This window comes from Kitasatospora sp. NEAU-CNBT7, from assembly GCF_057220535.1.
In genome coordinates this window covers 550,879-572,180 of record NZ_JBXQQB010000001.1, presented here as the reverse complement: position 1 = coordinate 572,180, position 21,302 = coordinate 550,879, and the positions used below count along the sequence as shown (strand labels likewise).

18 protein-coding genes and 4 tRNA genes are annotated in these 21,302 nt (G+C 74.5%); 10 read left to right on the top strand and 12 right to left on the bottom strand.

Annotated elements, in window-relative coordinates; all coding sequences use genetic code 11:
- Window positions 1-154: 154 nt before the first annotated feature.
- From AC2TEW_RS02590 to AC2TEW_RS02580, 3 genes are all read right to left on the bottom strand, one after another.
- Window positions 155-1,981, bottom strand: a complete 1,827-nt coding sequence (locus AC2TEW_RS02590) for a stealth family protein (protein ID WP_484621587.1) — start codon at window positions 1,979-1,981, stop codon at window positions 155-157.
- Window positions 1,982-2,294: 313 nt separating this feature from the next.
- A tRNA-Lys gene (locus AC2TEW_RS02585) sits at window positions 2,295-2,367 on the bottom strand.
- Window positions 2,368-2,510: 143 nt separating this feature from the next.
- A complete protein-coding gene (locus tag AC2TEW_RS02580) occupies window positions 2,511-3,197 on the bottom strand; it encodes a nucleotidyltransferase domain-containing protein (RefSeq protein ID WP_484621586.1) in 687 nt (228 codons plus the stop codon).
- A 247-nt stretch (window positions 3,198-3,444) separates the two neighbouring features.
- On the opposite strand from AC2TEW_RS02580, the gene AC2TEW_RS02575 reads away from it, so the two are divergent.
- Window positions 3,445-4,689 (top strand): DNA glycosylase AlkZ-like family protein, encoded by a 1,245-nt coding sequence (locus AC2TEW_RS02575; protein WP_484621585.1) that lies wholly within the window; start codon window positions 3,445-3,447, stop codon window positions 4,687-4,689.
- Window positions 4,690-4,818: 129 nt separating this feature from the next.
- Here the strand turns inward: AC2TEW_RS02575 and AC2TEW_RS02570 are convergent, their stop codons facing one another.
- Window positions 4,819-5,436 carry a transglutaminase-like domain-containing protein gene (locus tag AC2TEW_RS02570; RefSeq protein WP_484621584.1) on the bottom strand — a complete coding sequence of 206 codons (618 nt, stop codon included), beginning with the start codon at window positions 5,434-5,436 and terminating at the stop codon, window positions 4,819-4,821.
- Between the two features lie 213 nt (window positions 5,437-5,649).
- Between AC2TEW_RS02570 and AC2TEW_RS02565 the strand changes: the two genes are divergently transcribed.
- From AC2TEW_RS02565 to AC2TEW_RS02555, 3 genes are all read left to right on the top strand, one after another.
- Entirely contained in the window at window positions 5,650-6,441 is a 792-nt protein-coding gene (locus AC2TEW_RS02565; RefSeq protein WP_484621640.1) for an SDR family oxidoreductase, read from the top strand.
- A 154-nt stretch (window positions 6,442-6,595) separates the two neighbouring features.
- Entirely contained in the window at window positions 6,596-7,306 is a 711-nt protein-coding gene (locus AC2TEW_RS02560) for a tyrosine-protein phosphatase (protein WP_484621583.1), read from the top strand.
- Between the two features lie 320 nt (window positions 7,307-7,626).
- Window positions 7,627-8,064, top strand: coding sequence for a very short patch repair endonuclease (locus AC2TEW_RS02555; protein ID WP_484621639.1), 438 nt, complete (start codon window positions 7,627-7,629; stop codon window positions 8,062-8,064).
- Between the two features lie 94 nt (window positions 8,065-8,158).
- Here AC2TEW_RS02555 and AC2TEW_RS02550 read toward each other — a convergent pair whose 3' ends face one another.
- Window positions 8,159-9,286: a low temperature requirement protein A gene (locus tag AC2TEW_RS02550; protein WP_484621582.1), complete on the bottom strand. Its 1,128-nt coding sequence runs from the start codon at window positions 9,284-9,286 to the stop codon at window positions 8,159-8,161.
- Between the two features lie 164 nt (window positions 9,287-9,450).
- Here AC2TEW_RS02550 and AC2TEW_RS02545 point away from each other — a divergent pair, with 164 nt between their 5' ends.
- On the top strand, window positions 9,451-9,747 hold the full coding sequence (locus AC2TEW_RS02545; protein WP_484621581.1) for a hypothetical protein: 297 nt from the start codon (window positions 9,451-9,453) through the stop codon (window positions 9,745-9,747).
- A 128-nt stretch (window positions 9,748-9,875) separates the two neighbouring features.
- Here AC2TEW_RS02545 and AC2TEW_RS02540 read toward each other — a convergent pair whose 3' ends face one another.
- From AC2TEW_RS02540 to crcB (AC2TEW_RS02520), 5 genes are all read right to left on the bottom strand, one after another.
- Window positions 9,876-10,697 (bottom strand): TIGR02452 family protein, encoded by an 822-nt coding sequence (locus AC2TEW_RS02540; RefSeq protein ID WP_484621580.1) that lies wholly within the window; start codon window positions 10,695-10,697, stop codon window positions 9,876-9,878.
- 195 nt (window positions 10,698-10,892) lie between these two features.
- Window positions 10,893-13,205 (bottom strand): DEAD/DEAH box helicase, encoded by a 2,313-nt coding sequence (locus AC2TEW_RS02535; RefSeq protein WP_484621638.1) that lies wholly within the window; start codon window positions 13,203-13,205, stop codon window positions 10,893-10,895.
- A gap of 956 nt (window positions 13,206-14,161) precedes the next feature.
- Window positions 14,162-14,536, bottom strand: a complete 375-nt coding sequence (crcB, locus tag AC2TEW_RS02530) for a fluoride efflux transporter CrcB (protein WP_484621579.1) — start codon at window positions 14,534-14,536, stop codon at window positions 14,162-14,164.
- Window positions 14,533-14,946: a DUF190 domain-containing protein gene (locus tag AC2TEW_RS02525; protein WP_484621578.1), complete on the bottom strand. Its 414-nt coding sequence runs from the start codon at window positions 14,944-14,946 to the stop codon at window positions 14,533-14,535. Before AC2TEW_RS02525 ends, crcB (AC2TEW_RS02530) begins: the two co-directional genes overlap by 4 nt.
- Window positions 14,943-15,404, bottom strand: coding sequence for a fluoride efflux transporter CrcB (gene crcB / locus AC2TEW_RS02520; RefSeq protein WP_484621577.1), 462 nt, complete (start codon window positions 15,402-15,404; stop codon window positions 14,943-14,945). The genes AC2TEW_RS02525 and crcB (AC2TEW_RS02520) overlap by 4 nt, the downstream gene beginning before the upstream one ends.
- 96 nt (window positions 15,405-15,500) lie before the next feature.
- Here crcB (AC2TEW_RS02520) and AC2TEW_RS02515 point away from each other — a divergent pair, with 96 nt between their 5' ends.
- From AC2TEW_RS02515 to AC2TEW_RS02495, 5 genes are all read left to right on the top strand, one after another.
- Window positions 15,501-15,842: a metallopeptidase family protein gene (locus AC2TEW_RS02515; protein WP_033823592.1), complete on the top strand. Its 342-nt coding sequence runs from the start codon at window positions 15,501-15,503 to the stop codon at window positions 15,840-15,842.
- A 149-nt stretch (window positions 15,843-15,991) separates the two neighbouring features.
- Window positions 15,992-16,064, top strand: a tRNA-Glu gene (locus AC2TEW_RS02510).
- Between the two features lie 59 nt (window positions 16,065-16,123).
- Window positions 16,124-16,197: transfer RNA gene (locus AC2TEW_RS02505), tRNA-Asp, on the top strand.
- Window positions 16,198-16,224: 27 nt separating this feature from the next.
- Window positions 16,225-16,298, top strand: a tRNA-Phe gene (locus AC2TEW_RS02500).
- Window positions 16,299-16,532: 234 nt separating this feature from the next.
- Window positions 16,533-17,705 carry an NADAR family protein gene (locus tag AC2TEW_RS02495; RefSeq protein ID WP_484621576.1) on the top strand — a complete coding sequence of 391 codons (1,173 nt, stop codon included), beginning with the start codon at window positions 16,533-16,535 and terminating at the stop codon, window positions 17,703-17,705.
- Window positions 17,706-17,802: 97 nt separating this feature from the next.
- On the opposite strand, the gene AC2TEW_RS02490 is transcribed toward AC2TEW_RS02495, so the two are convergent.
- On the bottom strand, window positions 17,803-19,242 hold the full coding sequence (locus tag AC2TEW_RS02490; protein WP_484621575.1) for an ALF repeat-containing protein: 1,440 nt from the start codon (window positions 19,240-19,242) through the stop codon (window positions 17,803-17,805).
- Between the two features lie 167 nt (window positions 19,243-19,409).
- A complete protein-coding gene (locus AC2TEW_RS02485) occupies window positions 19,410-21,194 on the bottom strand; it encodes an FAD-dependent monooxygenase (protein ID WP_484621574.1) in 1,785 nt (594 codons plus the stop codon).
- Window positions 21,195-21,302: the final 108 nt, after the last annotated feature.

The window sequence follows — 21,302 nt, the reverse complement described above, 5'->3', positions numbered from 1 at the left end:
CCCGCCCACCTTGGCCGCCCGCCCGCCGTCCCGCCACCGGAGGCGGGGGCGCGGTGCGGAGCTGGGCGGGAGCGGTGCGCGCAGGCGGGAGCGGGAGCGGTGGGCGGAGCGGGGTGCGGGCCCGGCCCGGCTGCTCGGGACCCGGCGCGGCCGCTCAGGGCTCGGCGCGGCGGCTCAGGGCCCGGTCCGGCGGGCCGGCCGGGCGCGGGAGCAGCGGGCGGCGCAGCTCGTACGGGCCCGGCACCGGGAAGTAGCCGTCGAGGAAGGCGCGCACGGCGGCGTCCTGGGCCGCCGGGTCGATCAGGCCGGTGGTGACGTCGTTCAGGCAGAACACGGCGGCGTCGCGGCGCTCGGCGAGGCCCGGCAGCAGGGCGAGCGACTCGGGGCGGCCGATGTCCACGAAGCACTCGTCCGGCTCGGCGAAGACCGCCCGGCCCGCCAGGTAGGCGGTGTACGCGTAGAGGGTGAGCGGGGAGAGGCTGGCGTGGCCGCGGAACGGTTCGGCGGCGGTGCGGGCGAACTCGGCGGCGAACTCCTGCGCGTTGTGCGCCAGCAGGCTGCGGTGGGCCGCGCGCGGGGTGTGGCCGAGCGTCCGGGTGGGGACCCGGCCGTGGCGGCGGGCGATGGCGTCCCGGGTGTTCTTCTGGCCCGCGACGTAGCTGTCCTCGCCCGGGCGGACCGGGTCCGGCGGGATGACGCCGTCCTGGAACAGCCGGGCCACGCCGTTGCCCTGGAAGAAGAAGCCGGGGCCGAGCTCACGGCCGAGGAAGATGTCGTCGTTGAAGTAGACGAAGTGCTCGGACAGGCCGTCGATCCGGTGCAGCTGGGACTCGATCGCCCGGGAGTTGAAGACCGGCAGCAGGCCGGGGTCGTCGAACAGTTCGCGGTGCGCCACCAGGTGGATGCCGGGGTGGGCGGTGTCCAGCCAGGCCGGCCGCTGATCGTCGGTGACCAGGTGGACCCGGCGGATCCAGGGCGCGTGCGCGGCCAGCGAGCGCAGGCTGTACCGCAGTTCGTCGCGGTTGCGGAAACGCTGCGGCTCGGTGCCCGGGCCGGTGCCGCCGCCATTGCCGGGGCCATTGCCGGTGCCATTGCCGGTGCCGGGACCGCGGCCGACACCCGGGCCGGCGGCCGGGGCGGCCTCGGCGGCCCGCCGCGCCCGGCGCTCGCGCCAGCGCGGATCGGTGTCGTCGACCCAGGTGTAGACGGCGTCCACCGGGAAGTCGACCTCGTCGACCGGGCGGCGGGTGAAGGCCGCGGGCACGGGGTGACGGCGCCCGGCGATCCGGACCGTGGCGGCCGGTTCCAGCGAGGGCGCCCACCAGCCGGCCAGGGTGCTGCCGTACGGGACGATCGCGCCCCCGGACGGCTCGGCGGGCTGCCAGAACTTGATCTCGCAGCCCTGGTCGGCGCCGTACCCGAGGGTCCGCGAGGCGGCCACCACCGGCCGGAACACCCGTACACCGCGGACCAGCCGCTGCGCCGCGTCGCCGTCACTCCCGGCCGCCCCGGGCCGCTCGTGGCGGTCCACGGCCTCTTGCAGGCCCGGCGCGAGCAGCGGGCCGGGGCCCGGGCCCCAGCCGACCGGTTCCAGGTAGACGTGCCGCCCGGCGAAGGCGGTGTCCAGGGCGGCGAGCACGCCGGCCCGCCGGTCGGCCCGGACGGCCAGGTGGTGCCGCTCGGGCTCCTCGGGCCGCCGCGCGTCGGGCACCAGCGCGTACGGGACGCCCGCGGCGAGCAGCGCCTGTGCGGCGAGGGCCAGGTTGGCCGCCCGGACGGCGTGCGGCGCCAGCTCCTCCCGCACCTCGGCGAGCAGGCCGCGGTCGCGTACCAGGGCGGGCCGGGCGGCCAGCAACTCGTCCTCGCGGGTGGGCGGCGCGGGCGGCGGTGCGGCGGGCCCGGCCGCGGCCGGCGCGACCGCCCTCCGGTGGAGCACCCGCCGCCAGGCGGAGGTGGTCGGCACCGCGGACAGCCGTCGCATGGGTTCTCGCACAGAGGTGGTGGATCGGAGGGTGGACCGGAGGGTGATCGAATAGACACAGAGTGTAATCCATCCGGGTGCCGCCGAGGCGCCTGCGGGGCGCATGAGCGCGGATGTGGTGAACCGTCAGGTCCTGCCGTCGCGCCGGGCCCGTACGCGCCGGACCGGGAGGTCACCGTCCGACCGCCGACGGAGGTCCCGGCGCCCAACTACGGCCCGTACATGGTGAATCCGGGCGTGGCCGGCACCCCGGCGTCAAACGCGAAGGCCCCCATCCGGCGATTGACTCGCTGATGGGGGCCTTTCTCGGACGTGGGCCGCCAGGGGCTCGAACCCTGAACCTACGGATTAAAAGTCCGCAGCTCTGCCAATTGAGCTAGCGGCCCGCCGACCGGCGCCGCCCCGTGGGTACGGCACCTGCGGGGCCGATCCTACCCGGTGACCGTGCCCGTTTGGCCAACGGATTCCCCGGCCGCGTCACGGGCCGTGGGACGCCCGCGCCGGGGCCCTCGCCGGGCCCGCGCCGGCGTCAGACGCCGGTGGTGCGGGCGGCGGCGTAGTGGACGGCGCGTACCCGCCGCAGCCAGTCCTCGGCCGGTGCCTCGTCCGGGGCTTCCGGCAGGACGCCGGGCCGGTCGAAGCGCGTCTCGGCGCTCTCCAGCAGGGTGGCGGCCTGCTCGGGGTGCCGGGCGAAGCGGTCGCCGAGTTCGCGGACGCGGGCCGGGTCGGCGAGGCGGATCACCACCTCGCCGGTCTCGTGCAGCGCGAGGCCCTGTTCGACCAGCCGGACCAGGTGGCGGGCGTGCTTGGCGGCCCTGGCCAGGCCGCTGTCGTCGGAGCGGTCGCGGGCCGTCAGCTTCCTGAACTGCTGTGTGGCGTAGCCGAGATAGGAGCGCCGGACGGCCCCGGCGCTGAGGAAGGAGCGCCGGACGGCGATCAGTTCGTCGCCGAGCGGTGTCCGGACCTCGTACAGGTCGTCGGGCAGCCAGACCAGTTCGGAGGCGGTCGGGTTGCAACTCAGCGCGAGTCTGCACCACTTGGCGGCCTCGTGCAGGGTGCGGTCGGGGGCCGTGGTGACGTGGGACTCGGCGGGGCGGTGCAGGCCGTGGAGTTCGACGGTCGGCGCCGCGTAGAGGCCGAGGCGGTCGATGTCGGAGCCGGCGTGGGCGAGGCCGTAGGCGGTGGAGCCGACGATGCCGGACAGCAGGACGTTCACGGGCGGGTCGCCTCCTCGGCGTCGGGTACGGCGGCGCAGTCGGTGGTGGGTGGTGGCCAGCGCCGGATCCCCGGTGCGGGGAGCGCCGGTTGGCGCTGGCCGGACGTCGGCGGCCGGAGCAGTGCCGGGACCGTCGGTGACCGCGGGCGGACACCCGGCAGTCTCCCCCGTCCCCCCGGCGGGGGTCGAACGAATTGTCCGCCCGTCGCTGCGTGCCCCGTCCGGCCGGCCCGCCGATACTGGCCCCATGGCAAACAGTGGGAGCCCGGCGGGCACCGGCCCGGAACGCGGCGGGGCCGCGCCCCGGGAGACCGACCCCGCCCAGGTGGCGAAGGTCCGCGCCTGGTGGGCGCACCGGCAGTGGCTGAACGGCGGGCACGACGGCGCGAGCGCGGCCGAGGTGCTGTCCGCGACCGGCTGGGCCCGCTCGGTGGGCGGCGCGGCGCCGTACCTGGGGCTGTTCGCCCGGGCGGGGCTCGGCCGGGAGGAGGTGGACGCGGCGGTGGCGGCGCTGGAGGTGCACGAGCTGCCCTCGGCCCGCGGCTGCACCTACGTCCTGCCGGCCGGCGACTACGCGCTCGGCCTGGCTGCCGGGGCGGGTGCGCCCGAGGCGGACCTCGCCTCGGCGGCCAAGCACCTGGACGTGACCCGCGACGAGATCGAGAAACTCTGCCTGGCGATCACGGGCGCGCTCACCGAGGACCGTCCGCTGGACCCGCCGGCGATCCGGGAGGCCGTCGGCGAGGCGGTCCGTCCGTTGGGCGAGGCGGGGAAGAAGCGCGGGGTGTCGACCACGCTGCCGCTGGCGCTCGGACTGCTCCAGGCGCGTGGCCGGATCCGCCGGGTGCCGGTCAACGGCCGTCTGGACCAGCAGCGTTACGGCTACGTCGGATGGGACCAGCCGGTCAAGGGCTCGGCCGACGAACTGGCCCGGCGCTACCTCTCCTGGGCCGCGCCCGCCGCCGTCCGGCACCTGCGCTGGTTCTCCGGCTTCACCGCGGCGACCGCGAAGGCGGCGCTGTCCCCGCTCGACCTGGTCACGCTGCCGGGCACCGACCTGCTGATGCCGGCCGAACTCCTGGCCGAGTTCGAGGAGTTCGAGCCGCCTGCCGAGCCCCGGTACGCGCTGCTGGCGGGCATCGACGGCATCCACCTGCTGCACCGCGACCTGTCCCGGCTGGTCGACCCGGCGGATGCTCAGCGTCCGGTGCCCGCCGCCAGGCAGGGCCGGGTGTTCGGCGGCGAGGCGGACCCGCAGACCCACATCGTGGTCGACCGCGGCCGGATCGTCGGCTTCTGGGAGTACGACACCGAGCAGCGGGAGATCGTGCACCAGCTGTTCGTGCCGCTCGACGACGCCCTGCGCGAGGCGATCGAGCGGACCGAGGCGTTCGTCCGGGACGAGCTCGGCGACGCACGCGGGTTCAGCCTGGACTCGCCGAAGAGCCGCGCACCGAAGATCGCCGCGATGCGGGCGGCCACCGAGCCCTGACCGCCCGGCCGGGCCGGCCCATCCGGCCGGGACGGGCTGCGGTCGGGTCGGGCCGGGCCGTCGTCCGGACGGGCCGTCGTCCGGACGGGCCGCCGTCCGAACGGGCCGCCGTCCGGACTGCGGTGCGGCTCAGAGCTCGGTCGGCAGGTAGTAGCCGTACCCCTCCCGGTCGGGGCGGGCCGCGGCCAGCGCTTCGCGCAGTACGGCGGGGGTGGCCGGGTACACCGTCGCGTACTCGAACTCGCCCCGGTCCGGGTCGACCGGCCAGGCCAGCCGCTCCCCGGCGGGGTCGGTGGCGAACTGCGCATCGACACCCGGCCTGTTGCCGCGCGGGTCCAGCCGCACCCAGCTGCCGCCGCCGCGCGGCTGCGGCCAGTGGACGGCGATCAGGCCGTGCAGCACGTCGAACCGCTGGTAGCACAGGCCGGCCGGGATGCCCTGGGCGCGCAGTACGGCGGTCAGCAGGTGGGACTTGCCGTGGCAGATCGCATCGCCGGCGGCCAGCACGTCGGAGGCCCGGTACGCGGCGCTCCACCGGCCGACGTCGGCGGAGTGCGCCACCCGGTCGCGGACGTACTCGAACGCCGCACGGGCGCTGTTCTCCGCGCTGTCGCGGCGCAACCGGGCAGCGAGCGCGCGGATCCCGGGGTGGTGGTGGTCGATCACGTCGTCGGCCGCCAGGTAGTCGGCCGGGTCGGCGGAGGCGGGCTGCAGCCGTAGTGGCGGCGGGGCGGAGTGGGGCGGCATACCGGCCATGGTGAGGGCGGCGGGCCGCAGCCCGCCGGGGATTCCGCCATCCGGGCTGCGGGCTACGGGCCACCAGGCCACCGGTTGTGGGCTGCGGGCTGCGGGCGTGGGCTACGGTCGGAGCCGGACCGGCAGGGGCCGGGTCCCGCCCGTGCGCGTACCAGTACGAGGGAGTCGCCCGCCGTGCCAGAGGAGACCACCGCCCGTCCCCAGGTGCCGGCGTCCGCCGGAGCCGCGTCCGCCGGTACGCCGGCCGCCGGGGCGCGGGTTCTGCTGGTCACCGGTGGAGGACGCGGCATCGGCGCCGCCACCGCCCGGCTCGCCGGCCGCCGCGGGTACCGGGTGTGCGTCAACTACCGCAGCGACGAGGCTTCGGCGCTCGCCGTGGTGGACGGCATCCGCGCCGACGGCGGTACCGCGGTCGCCGTCCGGGCGGACGTCACCCGAGGTGCGGAGGTCGAGCGGCTGTTCCGAACCGTGGACCGGGAGCTCGGCACCCTCACGGCGCTGGTCAACAACGCCGGCACGCTCGAACGGCAGGCCAGACTGGAGGAGTTGGACGAGGAGCGGCTGGCCCGGATCTGGGCGGCGAACATCACCGGGCCGTTCCTGTGCGCGGGCGCCGCGGTCCGCCGGATGTCGTCCCGGTACGGCGGCCGGGGCGGCGCCATCGTCAACGTGTCCTCGGCCGCGTCCCGGCTCGGCTCGCCGAACGAGTACGTCGACTACGCCGCGTCCAAGGGTGCGCTGGACAGCATGACCCGCGGGCTGGCGCTGGAGGTGGCGGCCGAGGGGATCCGGGTCAACGCCGTCCGCCCGGGACTGATCCACACCGGCATCCACGCCCTCGGCGGCGAGCCGGGGCGCGTCGACCGGGTCGGGCCGCAGCTGCCGATGGGCCGCGGCGGAGAGCCGGAGGAGGTCGCCGAGTGCATCCTCTTCCTGCTCTCGCCGGCCGCCTCGTACGCCACCGGGACCTTCCTCGACGTGGCGGGCGGCCGCTGAGGGCGCGGGCGGACCGGTCCGCGGCCGCCGGGGCGACGAGCCCCCGAGCCCCCGAGCCCCCCGGGCCGCAGGACTGCCGGGGCGCCGGAGGCGTTGAGGCACAGGTCCACAACGGCCCCCCGGCGCGCCACCCGCCCGCGCTAGCGTGGTGGTCATGACCGACCGCGAGTTCGACACCGACGCCGTCTTCCTGGACATCCCCGACGTTCTGAACTTCCGCGACGCCTCCTGCGGCGTACTGCGACCCGGCGTGCTGTACCGGTCCGCGTCGCTGTCGGGCCTCAGCCCCGAGGGGGCCCGGCGGCTCAAGCCGCTCGGCATCCGGACCGTGGTCGACCTGCGCAGCCCGGCGGAGATCACGGCCGCCCCCGACCGGTTCCACGGCCTGGACCACGACTACCTGCACGCTCCGCTGCTCCCGGACCGCCACAACGCCGAACACCCCTGGCCCAGCGACCAGTTCGCCACCTACCGGCTGATGGCGGAGATCGGCGGCGACGCCGTGGCCGCCACCGTCCGCCGCCTCGCCGGCGACGGCGCGCCGCTGCTCGTCCACTGCGCCGTCGGCAAGGACCGCACCGGCCTCACCATCGCGGTGATCCAGCACCTGGCCGGCCTCTCCGACGCCGACATCACCGCCGACTACCTCCGCTCCAACCGCGGCCTCGGCCTCGACGCCGGCCCCGTCCCCTACATCGACGAGCACGGCGTCTCCCACGTCTCCCACCCCGCCGAGGCCGACAACCTGCACACCGCCCTGGCCCGCATCCGCGAACTCCACGGCACCATCGAGACCTACCTGACCACCCACGGGGTGACGGCCGCGGAACTGGCGGCCGTGCGGGCGGCGCTGAGCGCGGTCTGACGCCAGGGGTCGCTGCGGACCCCCGCCGGCTGTCGGTGGGCAGGGCTACCGTAAGAAGACCGGTACGAGAGCCTCGTCCCTCCGGAGAGCCCATGACGGCGGGCCGTGGTCCCGCCGCCGCGGCCCGTCCGGAGGGGAGCCAGAGCATTCGATGTCGACCCCGGGTCCGCGGGATTCGAGGTCGCCCGGGCGGCTCCCCACCGACCACGACGGCGTCCCCGAAGGTCGTCGTGGCGTTCGACCCGGCCGCGCCGAGCAAGGTGATCGACAAAGTGACGTCCGTACGCCCCAGCGCCTCCTCCCCCTCCGTCGCGTCCAGGATGAGCCGACAGCGGCGCAAGGACACGGAGATCGAACTCGCCGTTCGCCGTCTGCTGCACGCACAGGGCCTTCGCTACCGGGTCGGTCTGCCGGTGCCCGAGATGCGCCGCCGCACGATCGACATCGCCTTCACCCGGGCCCGGGTGGCGGTGTTCCTGGACGGCTGCTTCTGGCACGGCTGCCCCGAACACGCCACCCGGCCGAAGTCCAACAGCGCCTGGTGGGCGGAGAAGCTCGATCGGAACATCTCGCGGGACATCGAGACCAACAACCGTCTGATCGAATCGGGTTGGCGTGTCCTCCGCTTCTGGGAACACGAATCGGCCGAATCCATCGCGGCAGCGGTCCGAGCGGCCGTCTCGGACCCGGCCGGGACGCGCCGTACCCCGACGTCATCCGACTCCGGGGGCTCGGTGGAGGTCGCCCCCACCGGTTAGGCCCCACACCTCCGGGATCCCGACGCGGCCACGACCGGCCGACAGCGACGCCGCGCCCGTCCGGAGTCGCCCCTGCCCCGGAGCCGACCTGTGGTCATGCCCTCGAACCGCGCTCCTCGTACCCGAACGCCGCCGCCAGGACCGCCACCATCACCGCCACCTGCGCGAGGGCCGACACCTGGGTGCCGAGCGGGATCGTCGCCGGTACCAGGGCGGCGGCGAGCAGGCGGGCGGCGTTCGGGGTGAGGCCGAGGGTGCGGCGGATCGCGGTGTTGGCGGCGAGGTAGAGGGTGATCCCGGCGGCCAGCGCGGTCGCCTGGGCGGGGGCCAGGGGCGCGGTGGGGTGGGCGACGAGGGCCTTGGCGCCGGTGGCGAGGAGCAGCAGGCCCAGCAGCAGCGCGTAGTGGCCGAGGTTGTAGAGCCGGACGGCGAGCTCGTTGCGGCGGGCCGCGGGGAGCTCGGCCATCCGGTGGCCGGCGCGTTCGTCGTCGTCGTGGCCGAAGTAGGCCCACCAGAGCGCGACGCACACCCCGAGCGCCAACGCCGCCGCACCGACCAGCGCCACCGAGAGCCGCTCGTCCCCGGCCCCCACCCCGATCGCGATCACGGACTCGCCGAACGCGACGATCATCACCAGTCCGTGCCGTTCGACGAAGTGCCCGGCCCTGAGCTGGAACTGCGGCAGATCCACCAGGTACGGGGTCGCGACCTGGACCGCCACCGATGCTCCCCACAGCAGGAGTTGGGCCGTTCCCTCGAGCAGCCCGCCGGTGACCACCAGCGCCGCGTTGACCAGGTTCAGCCCGCCCATCCGCAGCACCGAGCGCAGCGGGACGTCCGCCCCCGCGAACATCCCCGTGTGCACCGCGATCACCAGCACGTACGCCAGGCCGAAGGCCACCCCGCTGCCCTCGAAGGCGTGCGGGACGGTCAGCGAGATCACCAGGAAGCCGGTCATGCCGAGCAGCAGCAGGCCGCGCCGCGGGTGGGTGGTGGGCGGCATGGCGTTGGTGAGCCAGATGAAGGCGTCGTACATCCACCAGATCACCGCCAGCATCACCAGCACCCGCGCCAGGCCGGCCACGGTCAGGTGGTGGGCCAGGCTGTCGCTGAGCTGGGTGATGGTGAAGACGAAGACGAGGTCGAAGAACAGCTCCAGCGGGCTGACCCGCAGATCGGCCTCGGCCGGGCGGGCGTCGTAGGCGGCGGCTTCGGTGGTCACGCGAGTGAGTATGGACGACCGGAGCCGTGGCCGACCGGAAATTTCCGGACGCAGCAACGACCGGAACGGCAGCCGCCGCCCGGGAGTTGTCCTCGCAAGGAGAGTGCCCCGGGACGGACGTCCCGGCCGCGAACCCCCGGACCAGCAGCAACGAGGAGTGCACCATGGCGAACATCCCCACCGCGGCCGTCGCGTCGGCGGGTCTGATCGGCGGCTACGGCGCCGCCCGCTGGTCCGGGCGGCGGGAGTTGGGCGGCGTGGTGCTGGCCGCCGCCGGGGCGACGGCCGCGGTGCGCTGGCGGCGGGCGGCGGGGACGCCGGCGGCTGCCGCGCTGACCGGCCTGTACGTGGCCGCGTTCGGCGGCTCGCACCCCCTGGCCAAGCGGATCGGTGCCTGGCCGTCCGTGTTCGCCGTGACCGGCGTGGTCGCCGCCGCCTCCCTGCTCGCCGCCGGCAGCTGACGAGCCGGGGCCAGGGCCGGAGCCGGGTCCTTCGCCCTCGGACCACCGCGAACGGCCGGCCCCGCACCGGCCCCGCACCGGCCGTGAGCCGGCCGTGAGCCGGCGGTGCGCTGCGGACCGCCGTGGTCCTACGCCCCGCCGAACCGCCGCTCGAACGCCGCCCGGTTCGCCGACGCCGGGGTACGGTCCCAGACCGCGAACACCACGCGGTCGAACGCGGCCCCGTGCTCGGTCAGCGCGGTCTCGAACGCCTCGGCGACCACCGCCGGGTCGTTGCGGAACACCCCGCACCCCCACGCCCCCAGCACCAGCTCCCGCGCCCCGTGCTGCGCCGCCACGGCCAGCACCCGCGCGGCCCGGACCGCCAGCAGGTCCCGGACGTCCACCGGCCGGCCCGGCGAACGGAGCGCCAGCTGCCCGGCGTTGGGGGCCGGCGAGGTGAGGAACGAGACGGTGTACGGCTCCGTGAGCAGGTCGCCGCGCCCGTCGCGGATCACCGGCACCTGCGGCGACCAGATGACCCGGTCGCTGTAGCGCAGGTCCGGGGAGGCGCGGTGCGCCTCGTAGTAGTCGGGCGCCTCCAGCAGGCACCGGTACAGCAGCGCCGACCGGCAGAGATCCTCCTCCTGGGCCTTGGCGCCGCGCAGATAGCCGCCGCCCGGGTTGCGTGCGGAGGCGAAGTTGAGCACCGCGACCCGGTCTCCGCCGCCGGCCTCGGCCAGCCGTCGTGCCGCCTGCATGCTGCCCTCGGAGGTCACCTCGGGCTGCCCGCGCAGCGGGCCGCGCGGCCCACCGGGCAGCGGCTCGTCCGGGCCGTACGAGACGGTGCCGGCCCGGGCCGCCGTCAGCAGGCCGGCGATCTCCACCGAGGCACCGGACCGTGTCCGGTAGCTCCCGCGCTCGGCGATCTCCTCGTTCTCGACCGCCACTTGATGCATTCTGCTGCTCATGGCGGCGACCGTACGCGAGCCCGGCCCACCGCGCCACCGAGTTGTTCTCAAATCGAGCATATCCAGGCACCGGTGCGAAAGAGGCTCGGCCGCAGAAGGGCTTGGGACGCAGAAACGCCCGGAACGCAGAAAGGCCTGGGGCCGGTCCACCGTGGTGGACCGGCCCCAGGCCGATCTAGGTCAAGCTCTCAGGTGTCAGCTCTTCCAGCGGGGCTTGCGGTCGCCGCCGTTGAAGCCACCCGAACGGTTGTCGCGGTCACCGCCGAAGGAGCGGCCACCCGAACGGTCGTCACGGTTGAAGCCCTGCGGGCGGCCACCGGAACGGTGGTCGTCGCGGCGGGCGAACGGACGGCTGCTGCCGGCGCCGCGGTCGCGGTCACCGAAGGACGGGCGGTCCGAGAAGGAGCGGGCCGGACGGTCGCTGCCGAAGGAACGGCCGCCACGGTCGTCACGGTCGCGGTTGAAGCCGCCCGCGCCACCCGAACGGTTGTCGCGGTCACCGCCGAAGGAGCGGCCACCCGAACGGTCGTCACGGTTGAAGCCACCGGAGCGGCTGTCCCGGTTGAAGCCACCCGAACGGTTGTCGCGGTCGCCACCGAAGGAGCGGCCACCCGAACGGTCGTCACGGTTGAAGCCACCGGAGCGGCTGTCCCGGTTGAAGCCACCCGAACGGTTGTCGCGGTCACCGCCGAAGGAGCGGCCACCCGAACGGTCGTCACGGTTGAAGCCACCGGAGCGGCTGTCCCGGTTGAAGCCACCCGAACGGTTGTCACGGTCGCCACCGAAGGAGCGGCCACCCGAACGGTCGTCACGGTCCCGGCCGAAGGAACGGCCACCGCGGTCGTCCCGGTCGCGGTCCCGGCCACGGTCGTCACGGTTGAAGCCACCGCGCTCGTCACGGTCGCGGTTGAACGACGGGCGCTCGGCGCGGACCTCGCGGTACGCGGGGACGCGCTCCTCCTCGACCACCGGGGCGGTCTCGGCGGCGGCCGGCTCGGCGGTCGCGTCGGCGGCCTCGGCGGCCGGCTCCTCGTCCTCGATGCCGAGCGCGGCGCGCTCACGGGCGGCACGGGCGGCCAGGCGGTCGGCCTCCTCGCGCAGCTCGGTGGCACGACGCTGGGCGCGCTCCAGCTGGCGGGTCATCTCGGCGACCTCGCGCTCCGCGGCACCGGCGATGCCGGACGCGGACTCGGCCTGCACCTCGACCAGCGAGCGGGCACCGGTGATCCGGGACACCTCGGGGTCGAAGGCGTGGTCGAGGATGTGGCGCGAGGCGTCCACGCCCGCGTCCTCCATCAGGCGGAAGACGCCGCGGCGCTGGTGCGGGAGCACCAGGGTGACGACGGTGCCGGAGCGGCCGGCCCGCGCGGTGCGGCCCGAACGGTGCAGGTAGTCCTTGTGGTCACCGGCCGGGTCGACGTTGAGCACCAGGTCGATGCCGTCGACGTGGATGCCGCGGGCGGCGACGTCGGTGGCGACGACCACGTTGACGTAGCCGTCCTTGAAGTCGCCCAGCACCCGGGTGCGGGCGCCCTGGGTCATACCGCCGTGCAGCGCGTCGGCCTTCACGCCGGCCTCGACCAGCTGCTCGGCGACGCGGTCGGCGCCCATCTGGGTGCGGACGAAGATGATCGTCCGGCCCTTGCGGGCGGCGATGGCGTTGGTGATCGGCGCCTTGTCCTTCGGCTTCACCACGAGGATGTGGTGGGTCATGGTGGTGACCGCGCCGGCCGACGGGTCGACCTCGTGGGTGACCGGGTTGTTCAGGTAGCGCTTGACCAGGGTGTCGATCTCGTTCTCCAGGGTGGCGGAGAACAGCAGGCGCTGGCCGCCGGCCGGCACCTGGTCGAGGATCTCGGTGACCTCGGGCAGGAAGCCCATGTCGGCCATCTGGTCGGCCTCGTCCAGCACGGCGACCTGGACGTCGGCGAGCTTGGCGGAGCCGCGGTTGATCAGGTCACGCAGGCGGCCCGGGGTGGCGACCAGGACGTCCACGCCGCGCTCAAGCGCGTACATCTGGTTGGACATCGAGGTGCCGCCGCAGACGACCTTGAGCTTGAGGCCGAGCACCGAGCCGAACGGCTCCAGCGCGTCGGCGACCTGCATGGCCAGCTCGCGGGTGGGGACCAGGATCAGACCGCGCGGGTGCTTGGGCCGGGTGCGCTCGCCGCCGGCGAGGCGGGTGAGCAGCGGGAGGCCGAAGCTGAGGGTCTTGCCGGAGCCGGTACGGCCACGGCCCAGCACGTCCTTGCCGGCCAGGGCGTCCGGGATGGTCGCGGCCTGGATCGGGAACGGGGTGACCACCTCGCGCTTGGCGAGGGCCCGCACGATCTCGTCCGGGAGGCCCAGGTCACCGAAGGTGACGGTGGGCTCGGCCGGCGCGGCGTCGGAGTCGACGTCCGAGGCGGTGTCGAGGTCGACCGCGGCGGCGGTCTCGGCCTCGGCGGCCTCGAGGATGTCGTTGGTGTCGGTCAGGGAGTCGGCGGCGTCCGACCCGTTCGCGGGCATGGCGAAGCGGGCGTCGTCAACGAGAGACAATGCAAAACCTTCCGGAAGTGGCACGCGCCAAAGTCCGGGGTTCTGTTAAGACCGCCTCTATGCGGTCATCCACGGATCGCCGGAACGCGCCAAGGGCGCCGGGTACTGATGAAGGCGCCAATCAAATGAATCAAACGAACGATCTACCACCATAGAGGAACCTCGGGATCAAAGGCAAACTCGCTGGCCAGAGCGCTAATGCCCGGCCGGAGTCGCACTTGGAGCCGATGATCCGGAGTTACTGGCGGATGGTTCTGGTCCCAGTGTGACAGATGGGAGGGCAGAACTCGGCTGTGAGCTTGGTGACGGGTGGGACGGCACCGAGGGGCTGGCGTCCGGGCTGGCCGGGCCGGACGGGCTCGCCGCACCCGCGCTGTCGCTCGGCGCACCGGGCACCACCACCGGGGCCACGACCGCCCCCGACTCGGCCGGGACGGGCACCACGCCGGCCACCTCCGCCGCCGGCGTCGTCCCCGGCGATACCCCCTCGCCCGCCACCACGGCGCCGTGCTCGCCGTGCTGGCCGTTCCCCGAGTTGCGGGCCGCGCCGCCGACGCTGCCCGCTTTCCCGGACGCCCCGGCGGGGCCGCTCGGCCGGGCGGTGCCCTGCTGGTCCGCGGAGCCCGCACCGACCGACATGCACCCGCTCAGCCCGAATCCCGCGAGCACCGCCGCGGCGACACCCGCCGCCACCCGCCGTCCCGTCCCGGGACCAGCCGTACGATCCGCCACCACCGAGCCACCTCCCGTGCCGCCCCACCCGGGCCGGTCCGTCGTTCTCGGTGCCCAACGCGCGGCCGCCCCGCCGGACACGGGCAACCGCCCGGTCGGCCGCGTCCCGGGCCCGTCGCCGGGGCCGCGGCCCCGGCGACTCCGCGGGCCCCGCGGCCCGGACAGCGCGTCACCGGCACCGCGTCACCGGCCCGTCAGCCCCACAGGGCGCGGGCGGCCGCCGTCCCGGTGTACGCGGCGCCGACCCCCGCCAGCACGCTGCCGGCCACGTTCGCCACCGCGTACAGCCGCGCGCCCGTCTCGGCCAGCCGCAGCGTCTCGTACGAGAACGTCGAGTACGTGGTGAGCGCCCCGCACAGACCCGTGCCGATCAGCAGCTGGAGCCGGGAGGACGCCGCGCCGGCGGCCACCGCGCCCGCCAGCAGGCCGAGCACCAGGCTGCCGGCGACGTTCACCACGAAGGTGCCCCAGGGGAAGGCCGAGTCGTGCCGGGACTGGATCGCACGGTCCGTCAGATAGCGCAGCGGCGCGCCGACCACGGCCCCGGCGATCACCAGCAGCCAGGTCACCGGTCGCCTCCCCGGTCGTCGCCCGGCGCACCCCGGCCGAAGTCGCGGTCCGGCGCGCCCCGGCCGTAGCGGACCACCTCGACCTCGTCGAGCACCACCAGGCCGCTGCCGATCAGCCCGTCCAGCTCCGGCAGGAAGGCCCGGACCCGTGCGGCCTCATCGACGATCACCACGGCCACCGGCAGGCCCTCGCTCAGCGACAGCAGCCGCGAGGTGTGCACGGTGGCGCCGGCGCCGAAGCCCTCGACGCCGTGGAACACGCTCGCCCCGGCCAGGCCCGCGGCGTGCGCCCGGCGGACGATCTCGGCGGAAAGCGGCCGGTGGTGCCAGGTGTCGTGGTCGCCGATCAGCACGGTGGCCCGCAGCTCCCGGACGGGCCCGGCCGGCGCGACCGCGTCCCCGGCCGTCATGCCGGTCTCCGGCCGACGGCCAGGCGGGTGAGCGTCGCGGCGGCCCAGACCGCGGCGAGCGCCGCGAGGACGGTGCCCAGCAGGTAGGACAGCGCGCGTCCGGGCTCGCCGAGGTCGATCAGCCGCTGGACGTCCACGGTGTAGGTCGAGAACGTGGTGAACCCGCCCAGCACCCCGGTGCCCAGGAACGGCCGCAGCAGCGGGTGCCCCCACCGGGCCTCGGTGACCAGCACCAGCAGGACCCCGATCGCGGCGCAGCCCGCCGCGTTGATCAGCAGGGTGGTCCAGGGGAACGCGGCGGGGGCGGCCGGCCGCAGCAGCCCGGCGCCGTACCGGGCGACCGCGCCGAGGGCCCCGCCGACCGCGACGACGGCCACGGTCGGTCCCTGGCCGCGCAGCAGGGCCGGGCGCCGGGGAACGGCGGCCCGGGGCGGCGCTCCGGCGGGGTTCGATTTCACACCTCAGTGAACCACCCCGGTGAATCACCCCGGCGAATCGCTGGCGCCGATCATCTGGCACGTCGTCACGGGACATCCGACAATGAGGCGGTGGACATGACCCGGGACGAGTTCGAGACGCTGGTCTCCGACGCCCTCGACCAGATCCCGCCGCAGCTCGCGGCCCTGATGGACAACGTCGCGGTCTTCGTCGAGGACGAACCGGACCCGGCCGCCCCCGACCTGCTCGGCCTGTACGAGGGCACCCCGCTGACCGAGCGGGGCGAGTGGTACGCCGGGGTGCTGCCCGATCGGATCATCATCTACATGGGGCCGACGCTGCGGCAGTGCGAGACCCAGGAGGAGGCGGTGGCGGAGGTCCGCATCACCGTGATCCACGAGGTGGCGCACCACTTCGGCTTCGACGACCACGAACTGCACGAACTCGGCTGGTCCTGACCGCCCGGGCACGCACCGCGCGGGGTCACCCGACCGGCCCTGAGCTGGGCCGCTGACCCGCCGGGCCGAAACCGTTTTGGCTTTCCCGCCCGGCATCCCATATGCTTCTCACGTCCCCGACCGCTGAAAGCCAGCCGGGCGGGCCGCAAGCCCTCATCGTCTAGTGGCCCAGGACGTCGCCCTTTCAAGGCGGTAGCACGGGTTCGAATCCCGTTGGGGGCACGGTAGTACCGTAGTAAAGTCAGTGCCGCAAGGCGCTGAGGCGGATGAGATCCGCACGAGGTCCTGTGGAGCAGTTGGTTAGCTCGCCACCCTGTCAAGGTGGAGGTCGCGGGTTCAAGTCCCGTCAGGATCGCTCGTCTCGTAAGAGGCGGTGCAGTACGGCCAGGTAGCTCAGTTGGTACGAGCGTCCGCCTGAAAAGCGGAAGGTCGCCGGTTCGACCCCGGCCCTGGCCACATAGCCCGACCAGGCACGATGCCCTCGAAGCAGCTCGCTTCGGGGGTTTTTTCGTGTCGCTCGACGCCAAGGCTGACGCCAACGGGCCTGAACCGCGGTGGATCCGGGCAGCAGCGGCAGGCTCTCCAAGGGTCGGCATGACGCGATGTAGATCACAGGGACTGCCCCACCGGCTCTCCAGGACCGAGCCGGAAGCAGGCACCGCCATGACACCGAGGCAGTAGCGTGCACCCATGACATGGCGGGGACCGACGTATCGAACGGTGGACGGGGAGAGGATCGACGGGGTCTGGTGCCACGTCTGGCAGCGGAGTCGATGGGATGCCGAGTACTACCTCGACGACCTGATCGTCTTCGCGGACGGCGCGGTCAGGTGTCAGGACCGGACCGACCTGGCCGGCCTCGAGAAGCTCCTGGCCTCGGGCCGAATCTCCGTGACACGGCCCGGCGCTCCCGCTCTTCCTGACGAACCCTCGAAGTGGCGCTCCCGCCACGGTGAACCGCTGACCCCGGAGGGCTTCCTGAGCGAGGTCGCCGACAAGATCGAGGAACTCAACGGCCGACCGACCACCGGGCAGCGCTGCTGGGAGGCGATCCGCCGCTACCAGCAGGAGCCCGAGGAGCGGAATCGCGAGCTCCTTCGAGACGCCTACCTGGCGGTGCCACCACATCGGCGGATCTATGTCCTCGGCGACATGGACCTCCAGGACCGCCCCTTGCGGATCCTGGTCACCGATCCGGGTGAGGCCGTGGACGGGGATGGCCCGGTCGTGACGGCGGACATGCACCAGGAGTCCCTGGACTACTTCCGTCGCGGGGACGAAGGCGTGGCCCGCGAGCAGGAGCGGCGGGCCGTCCAGTACGCCGACGATCCGAGCGGACCCGGCCAGGCGGCCGTCATCTCCCACCAGTCCGTCTTCCCGCAGGGCTGGCCCGAGGCGCTGGGCCTGTTCGTACTGCGCAACGACTACCCGGCGCAGATCACCTTCGCCGGCGGGACCTACCCGTCCGTGCTCCACGGCCATTGGGCCCTGTCGGCTGCCGACGCCGCCGATCGCCGGCTGGTCCAGGAGGCTCCGTCCGGCCGGGAGGCACAGGACCTGGGCGGCCGGGCGGTCCAACGAGCGGACTGGCCTGCCATCCGGCTCGCGACCATGGCCGGCCTGCTGCGCGCGAAGTTCACCCAGCACCCCGAGCTCGCCGGAGTCCTGCTCTCCACCGGGGACGCGACGATCAGCTACACCGGCTTCTCGGACTCGCCCTTCTGGCGGGACGTCCCTGACAGCCGCGGGCGGAACTGGATGGGCCGCCTCCTTGAGCTCGTCCGGTCCGAACTCCTCGCCGAGCAGTCGCTCGGCGGCCACCGCGATCCCGGGGAGGTCACCGCTGGACTGCTCCCGTACTGACCGACGCCAGGGCGCAGGGGCAGGCACAGGTCCCGGGCCGCGGAAGCACTCCGCCGGCCGGCGCGACGGGCGCACCGACCGGCGGGGGGGGGAGTGGTCAGGCCTGCGGGCGGCGGCGCGCGGCGACGAGTGCGCCGGCGCCCAGCAGGACGGCCGCGCCGCCGGCGGCGGCGAGCTGCCCGAGCGGGGTGGTCGGGCCGGTGCTGGCCAGCGAGTCCTCACCGACGGTCCGGACGTCGGCGACCGCGGCCACCGTGGTGACCGGCCGACCGGCGCCCGAGGTGCCACGGGCGGCCTCCGCGGCGGCCTTGTCCGCGGCGAGGGCCGCGAACCGGCCTTCCTTCAGGAAGTGTTCGACGTCGGCGGCCGAGCCCGCGAGTGCCTTCTGCGCGCCCTCCCGGACGAGCGGCCCGCTGTTCGGGTCGTCGAGGATCCGCTGCACCTCGGCGCGGTTCTCGTCCTCGGCCCGGGCCACGTACTGGCCGGTCTTCAGGAACGCGCGGATGTCTTCGATGGTGCCGTTCATGGCCGCGTTGGCGGCCTTGCGCACCGCGGGACCACCGGCCGCCATGATCTGGGTGGCCCGGATCTGGTCGTCGTCCGCTGCAGCGGTCTTCAGCCCGACCTTGAGGAAGTGCTCGACGTCGGCGGCCGTACCGGCCAGCGCGGCCTTCGCGCCCTTGCGCACCTCCGGCCCGCTGTTCGGGTCGTCGAGGATCCGCTGCACCTCGGCGCGGTTGTCGTCCTCCGCCCGGGCCACGTACTGGCCGGTCTTCAGGAACGCGCGGATGTCCTCGATCGTGCCGCTCAGGGCCGCGTTGGCGGCCTTGCGCACCGCCGGTCCGCCGACCGACATGATCCGGGTGGTCCGGATCCGGTCGTCGACCTCCGTGGCGTTCTTCAGCCCGACCTTGAGAAAGCGCTCGACGTCGGCGGCCGTACCGGCCAGCGCAGCCTCCGCGGCCTCCCGCACCACCGACCCGCTGTTCGGGTCGTCGAGGATCCGCTGCACCTCGGCGCGGTTCTCGTCCTCCGCCCGGGCCACGTACTGGCCGGTCTTCAGGAACGCGCGGAAGGTCTCGATGTCGTCCGATTCGAACGCGACGAAGCCGGCCTTCTCCACGGCCGGACCGCCCGCGCTCATGATCCGCAGGATCGCGATCCGCGCGTCGTCCCGGCGGATCTTGTCCACCTCCTTCGCCAGGAAGTGCGCCCGGTCGGCCGGGGTGCCGGCCAGGGCCTCGGCCACGTGCTCGCGCAGGTAGGTGCTCGGGGCCGTGAGCAGGTAGTCGTTCGGGTAGACGAGCAGCTTCTCGATGGCGGCCCGGTTCGCCTCGTCCGCCTTGGTCTCGTCCGTCTTCGCCTCGTCTGCCTTGGTCTCGGCCGCCTTGGTTCCGTCCGCCTTGGTCTCGGCCGGGTCGGTCTGCTCCTGCCCCGCCGGCGCGGTGTCGGCGAACGCCGGGGCTGCGCCCATGGCGACGGGTGCGGCGGCGGTCGCCAGGAAAACGGCAGCGGCGAGCGAACGACGAATCTTCAACAGTCCCCCGGGATACGAATACGTACGGGCCCCGCTGCGGGCTTCGCGGCGGTCGGCCGGGTGATCGTACATCAACGACATCGCCCATCTGCGAACACATTTCCGCTCCGACCTGACGCCTCCGAAGTCGCCGGATCGGCCGACCACCAGCGACGGCTGTTGCCGCCTCAGGCGCCCGGGGTTCCGAGGATGCGCCGGAGTACGGCGGTGAGGTGGCCCGGGTCGGCAGGCGCGGGGCCGGTGGACCGCCAGGCGATGTGGCCGTCGGGGCGGATCAGGACGGCACCGCTGCCGGGGATGCCGCAGCGGGCCGCCCAGCTGCCGGGTTCGCCTTCGTACCGGCCGCCGCCTGCGGCCGTCCTGCGCATGACCGTCTCGTCCGCGACCGTCCCGCGCATGACCGTCCCGCCCGTGACCGTCCCGCCCTCGACCGCCCTCGCCGTGACGGGGAGTCCGGCGGCCGAGGCGTGCTCGGCCTGCCGTCGCCAGGCCGGCGCCTCGGCCGGGGTGAGCAGGGTGAAGCCGTGGCCGGCCAGGTCCAGGGTGGAGGTGATCCCGCCGGTGCCCGTGAGCCGTACGTGGGGGGCTCGTTCCCCGGGGGCGGCGTCCGGGCGGCGGCCGGCGGGGTCCAACGGGGACCGGCCGGGGGCCACCTGGTCCGCGTCCTCCGGGTCGGGGAGGACGGCGGTGGAGCGGTAGGCGGCGGTGAGCAGGAGTTCGTCGTCGATGCGGTAGCCCGTGCGGGACCCGGCGTTGGCGAGCGACAGGTCGATGACCTGCCGGGCGAGTGGGCGGCGCTCGGCCTCGTAGGTGTCCAGCAGCGCGTCGGCGGCGCGGCCCGCGGTGACGGCGGCGAGCTTCCAGGCGAGGTTGTCGGCGTCGCCGATCCCGGTGTTCATGCCGTGCCCGCCGGTCGGCGGCACCACGTGCGCCGCGTCGCCGGCCAGCAGCACCCGCGAGCGGCGGTACCCGGCGGCCAGCCGGGCGTCCATCCGCCAGGCCATGGTGTCCCGGACCTCGACCTCCAGGTCCGGGATGCCGGCGGCCGCCCGGACCAGCGCGACCAGCCGGGAGGTCCGACCCCGGTCGGCCGCCGGGGCCGCCGAGACCTCCGGGGCCGCCGACCCACCGAGTTGCCCTCCGCTGCCCCCATCGCTGTCCCCGGCGCCGTCCCCGCCGCGGTGCCCGTCGAAGTCCCCCTCGAGGTCCCCGGCGGCGGGGTCGAAGGGGTGCTGGTAGATCCAGTGCCGGTCGTTGTCGACCGCCATGAATCCGCCGCACCCGGGGGCGGTGAGGAAGTACGAGGCGCTGGCCCGGTCCGCCACCACCGGACCGAGCGGTGCCTCGAAGCGGATGCTGAGGTAGTGGCCGAGGCCCGTGGGCCCTTCCATGGCGATGCCCGCGCCGGTGCGGACGGTGCTGGACGCCCCGTCGCAGCCGATCAGCCAGTCCGCCCGTACGGTCCGCCGACGGCCGGTGGCACGGTCCTCCAGGACGGCGTGGACGGCGCCGTCCCGCTCGGTGAAGGACTGCAGCCGGGTACCGAACCGCACGGCCGGGCCCGCGAGCCGGCGGGCCCGGCCGGCCAGGACGCGTTCCAGGGCGTCCTGGGAGCAGATCAGGCCGGGCGCGGGCGTGGCCTCCCGGCCGTCCTGCGCCGGTACCGGAACGCCGGTGCGGACGAACTCCGGGTCGACCAGGTCGCGGCCGCGGTAGAAGAAGACCTGGGAGGCCGGGAGCCCGGCCTGCCGGACGGCGTCCTCCAGGCCGCAGCGACGGAGGATCTCCATCGAACGGGCCGAGACGCCGCGGGCCTTGGGATGCCGGGAGGTACCCGGGTGCGCCTCGACCAGCAGGTGGTCCACGCCGTACTCGGACAGCAGGACCGACAGGGTCAGGCCGACCGGGCCGCCCCCCACGATCAGTACCGGCGTCGTCGTCGGGACGTGCATGGCTCTCCCCAGGGCCCGGCCGCCCCCGCAGGACGTACGGCTCCGGGGCACGGCGAGTGGGGCGGTACGCCCCCAGGACGTAACGCCAACTTATGCGATTGGACGTTA

What these genes read in the sequence shown, in the direction of transcription:
- AC2TEW_RS02590 (WP_484621587.1), bottom strand. Translation starts at nt 1,981, where the DNA reads ATGCGACGGCTGTCCGCGGTGCCGACCACCTCCGCCTGGCGGCGGGTG.
- AC2TEW_RS02575 (WP_484621585.1), top strand. Translation starts at nt 3,445, where the DNA reads ATGGCAAACAGTGGGAGCCCGGCGGGCACCGGCCCGGAACGCGGCGGG.
- AC2TEW_RS02570 (WP_484621584.1), bottom strand. Translation starts at nt 5,436, where the DNA reads ATGCCGCCCCACTCCGCCCCGCCGCCACTACGGCTGCAGCCCGCCTCC.
- AC2TEW_RS02560 (WP_484621583.1), top strand. Translation starts at nt 6,596, where the DNA reads ATGACCGACCGCGAGTTCGACACCGACGCCGTCTTCCTGGACATCCCC.
- AC2TEW_RS02555 (WP_484621639.1), top strand. Translation starts at nt 7,627, where the DNA reads ATGAGCCGACAGCGGCGCAAGGACACGGAGATCGAACTCGCCGTTCGC.
- AC2TEW_RS02545 (WP_484621581.1), top strand. Translation starts at nt 9,451, where the DNA reads ATGGCGAACATCCCCACCGCGGCCGTCGCGTCGGCGGGTCTGATCGGC.
- AC2TEW_RS02540 (WP_484621580.1), bottom strand. Translation starts at nt 10,697, where the DNA reads ATGAGCAGCAGAATGCATCAAGTGGCGGTCGAGAACGAGGAGATCGCC.
- AC2TEW_RS02535 (WP_484621638.1), bottom strand. Translation starts at nt 13,205, where the DNA reads ATGCCCGCGAACGGGTCGGACGCCGCCGACTCCCTGACCGACACCAAC.
- AC2TEW_RS02525 (WP_484621578.1), bottom strand. Translation starts at nt 14,946, where the DNA reads ATGACGGCCGGGGACGCGGTCGCGCCGGCCGGGCCCGTCCGGGAGCTG.
- AC2TEW_RS02515 (WP_033823592.1), top strand. Translation starts at nt 15,501, where the DNA reads ATGACCCGGGACGAGTTCGAGACGCTGGTCTCCGACGCCCTCGACCAG.
- AC2TEW_RS02495 (WP_484621576.1), top strand. Translation starts at nt 16,533, where the DNA reads ATGACATGGCGGGGACCGACGTATCGAACGGTGGACGGGGAGAGGATC.
- AC2TEW_RS02485 (WP_484621574.1), bottom strand. Translation starts at nt 21,194, where the DNA reads ATGCACGTCCCGACGACGACGCCGGTACTGATCGTGGGGGGCGGCCCG.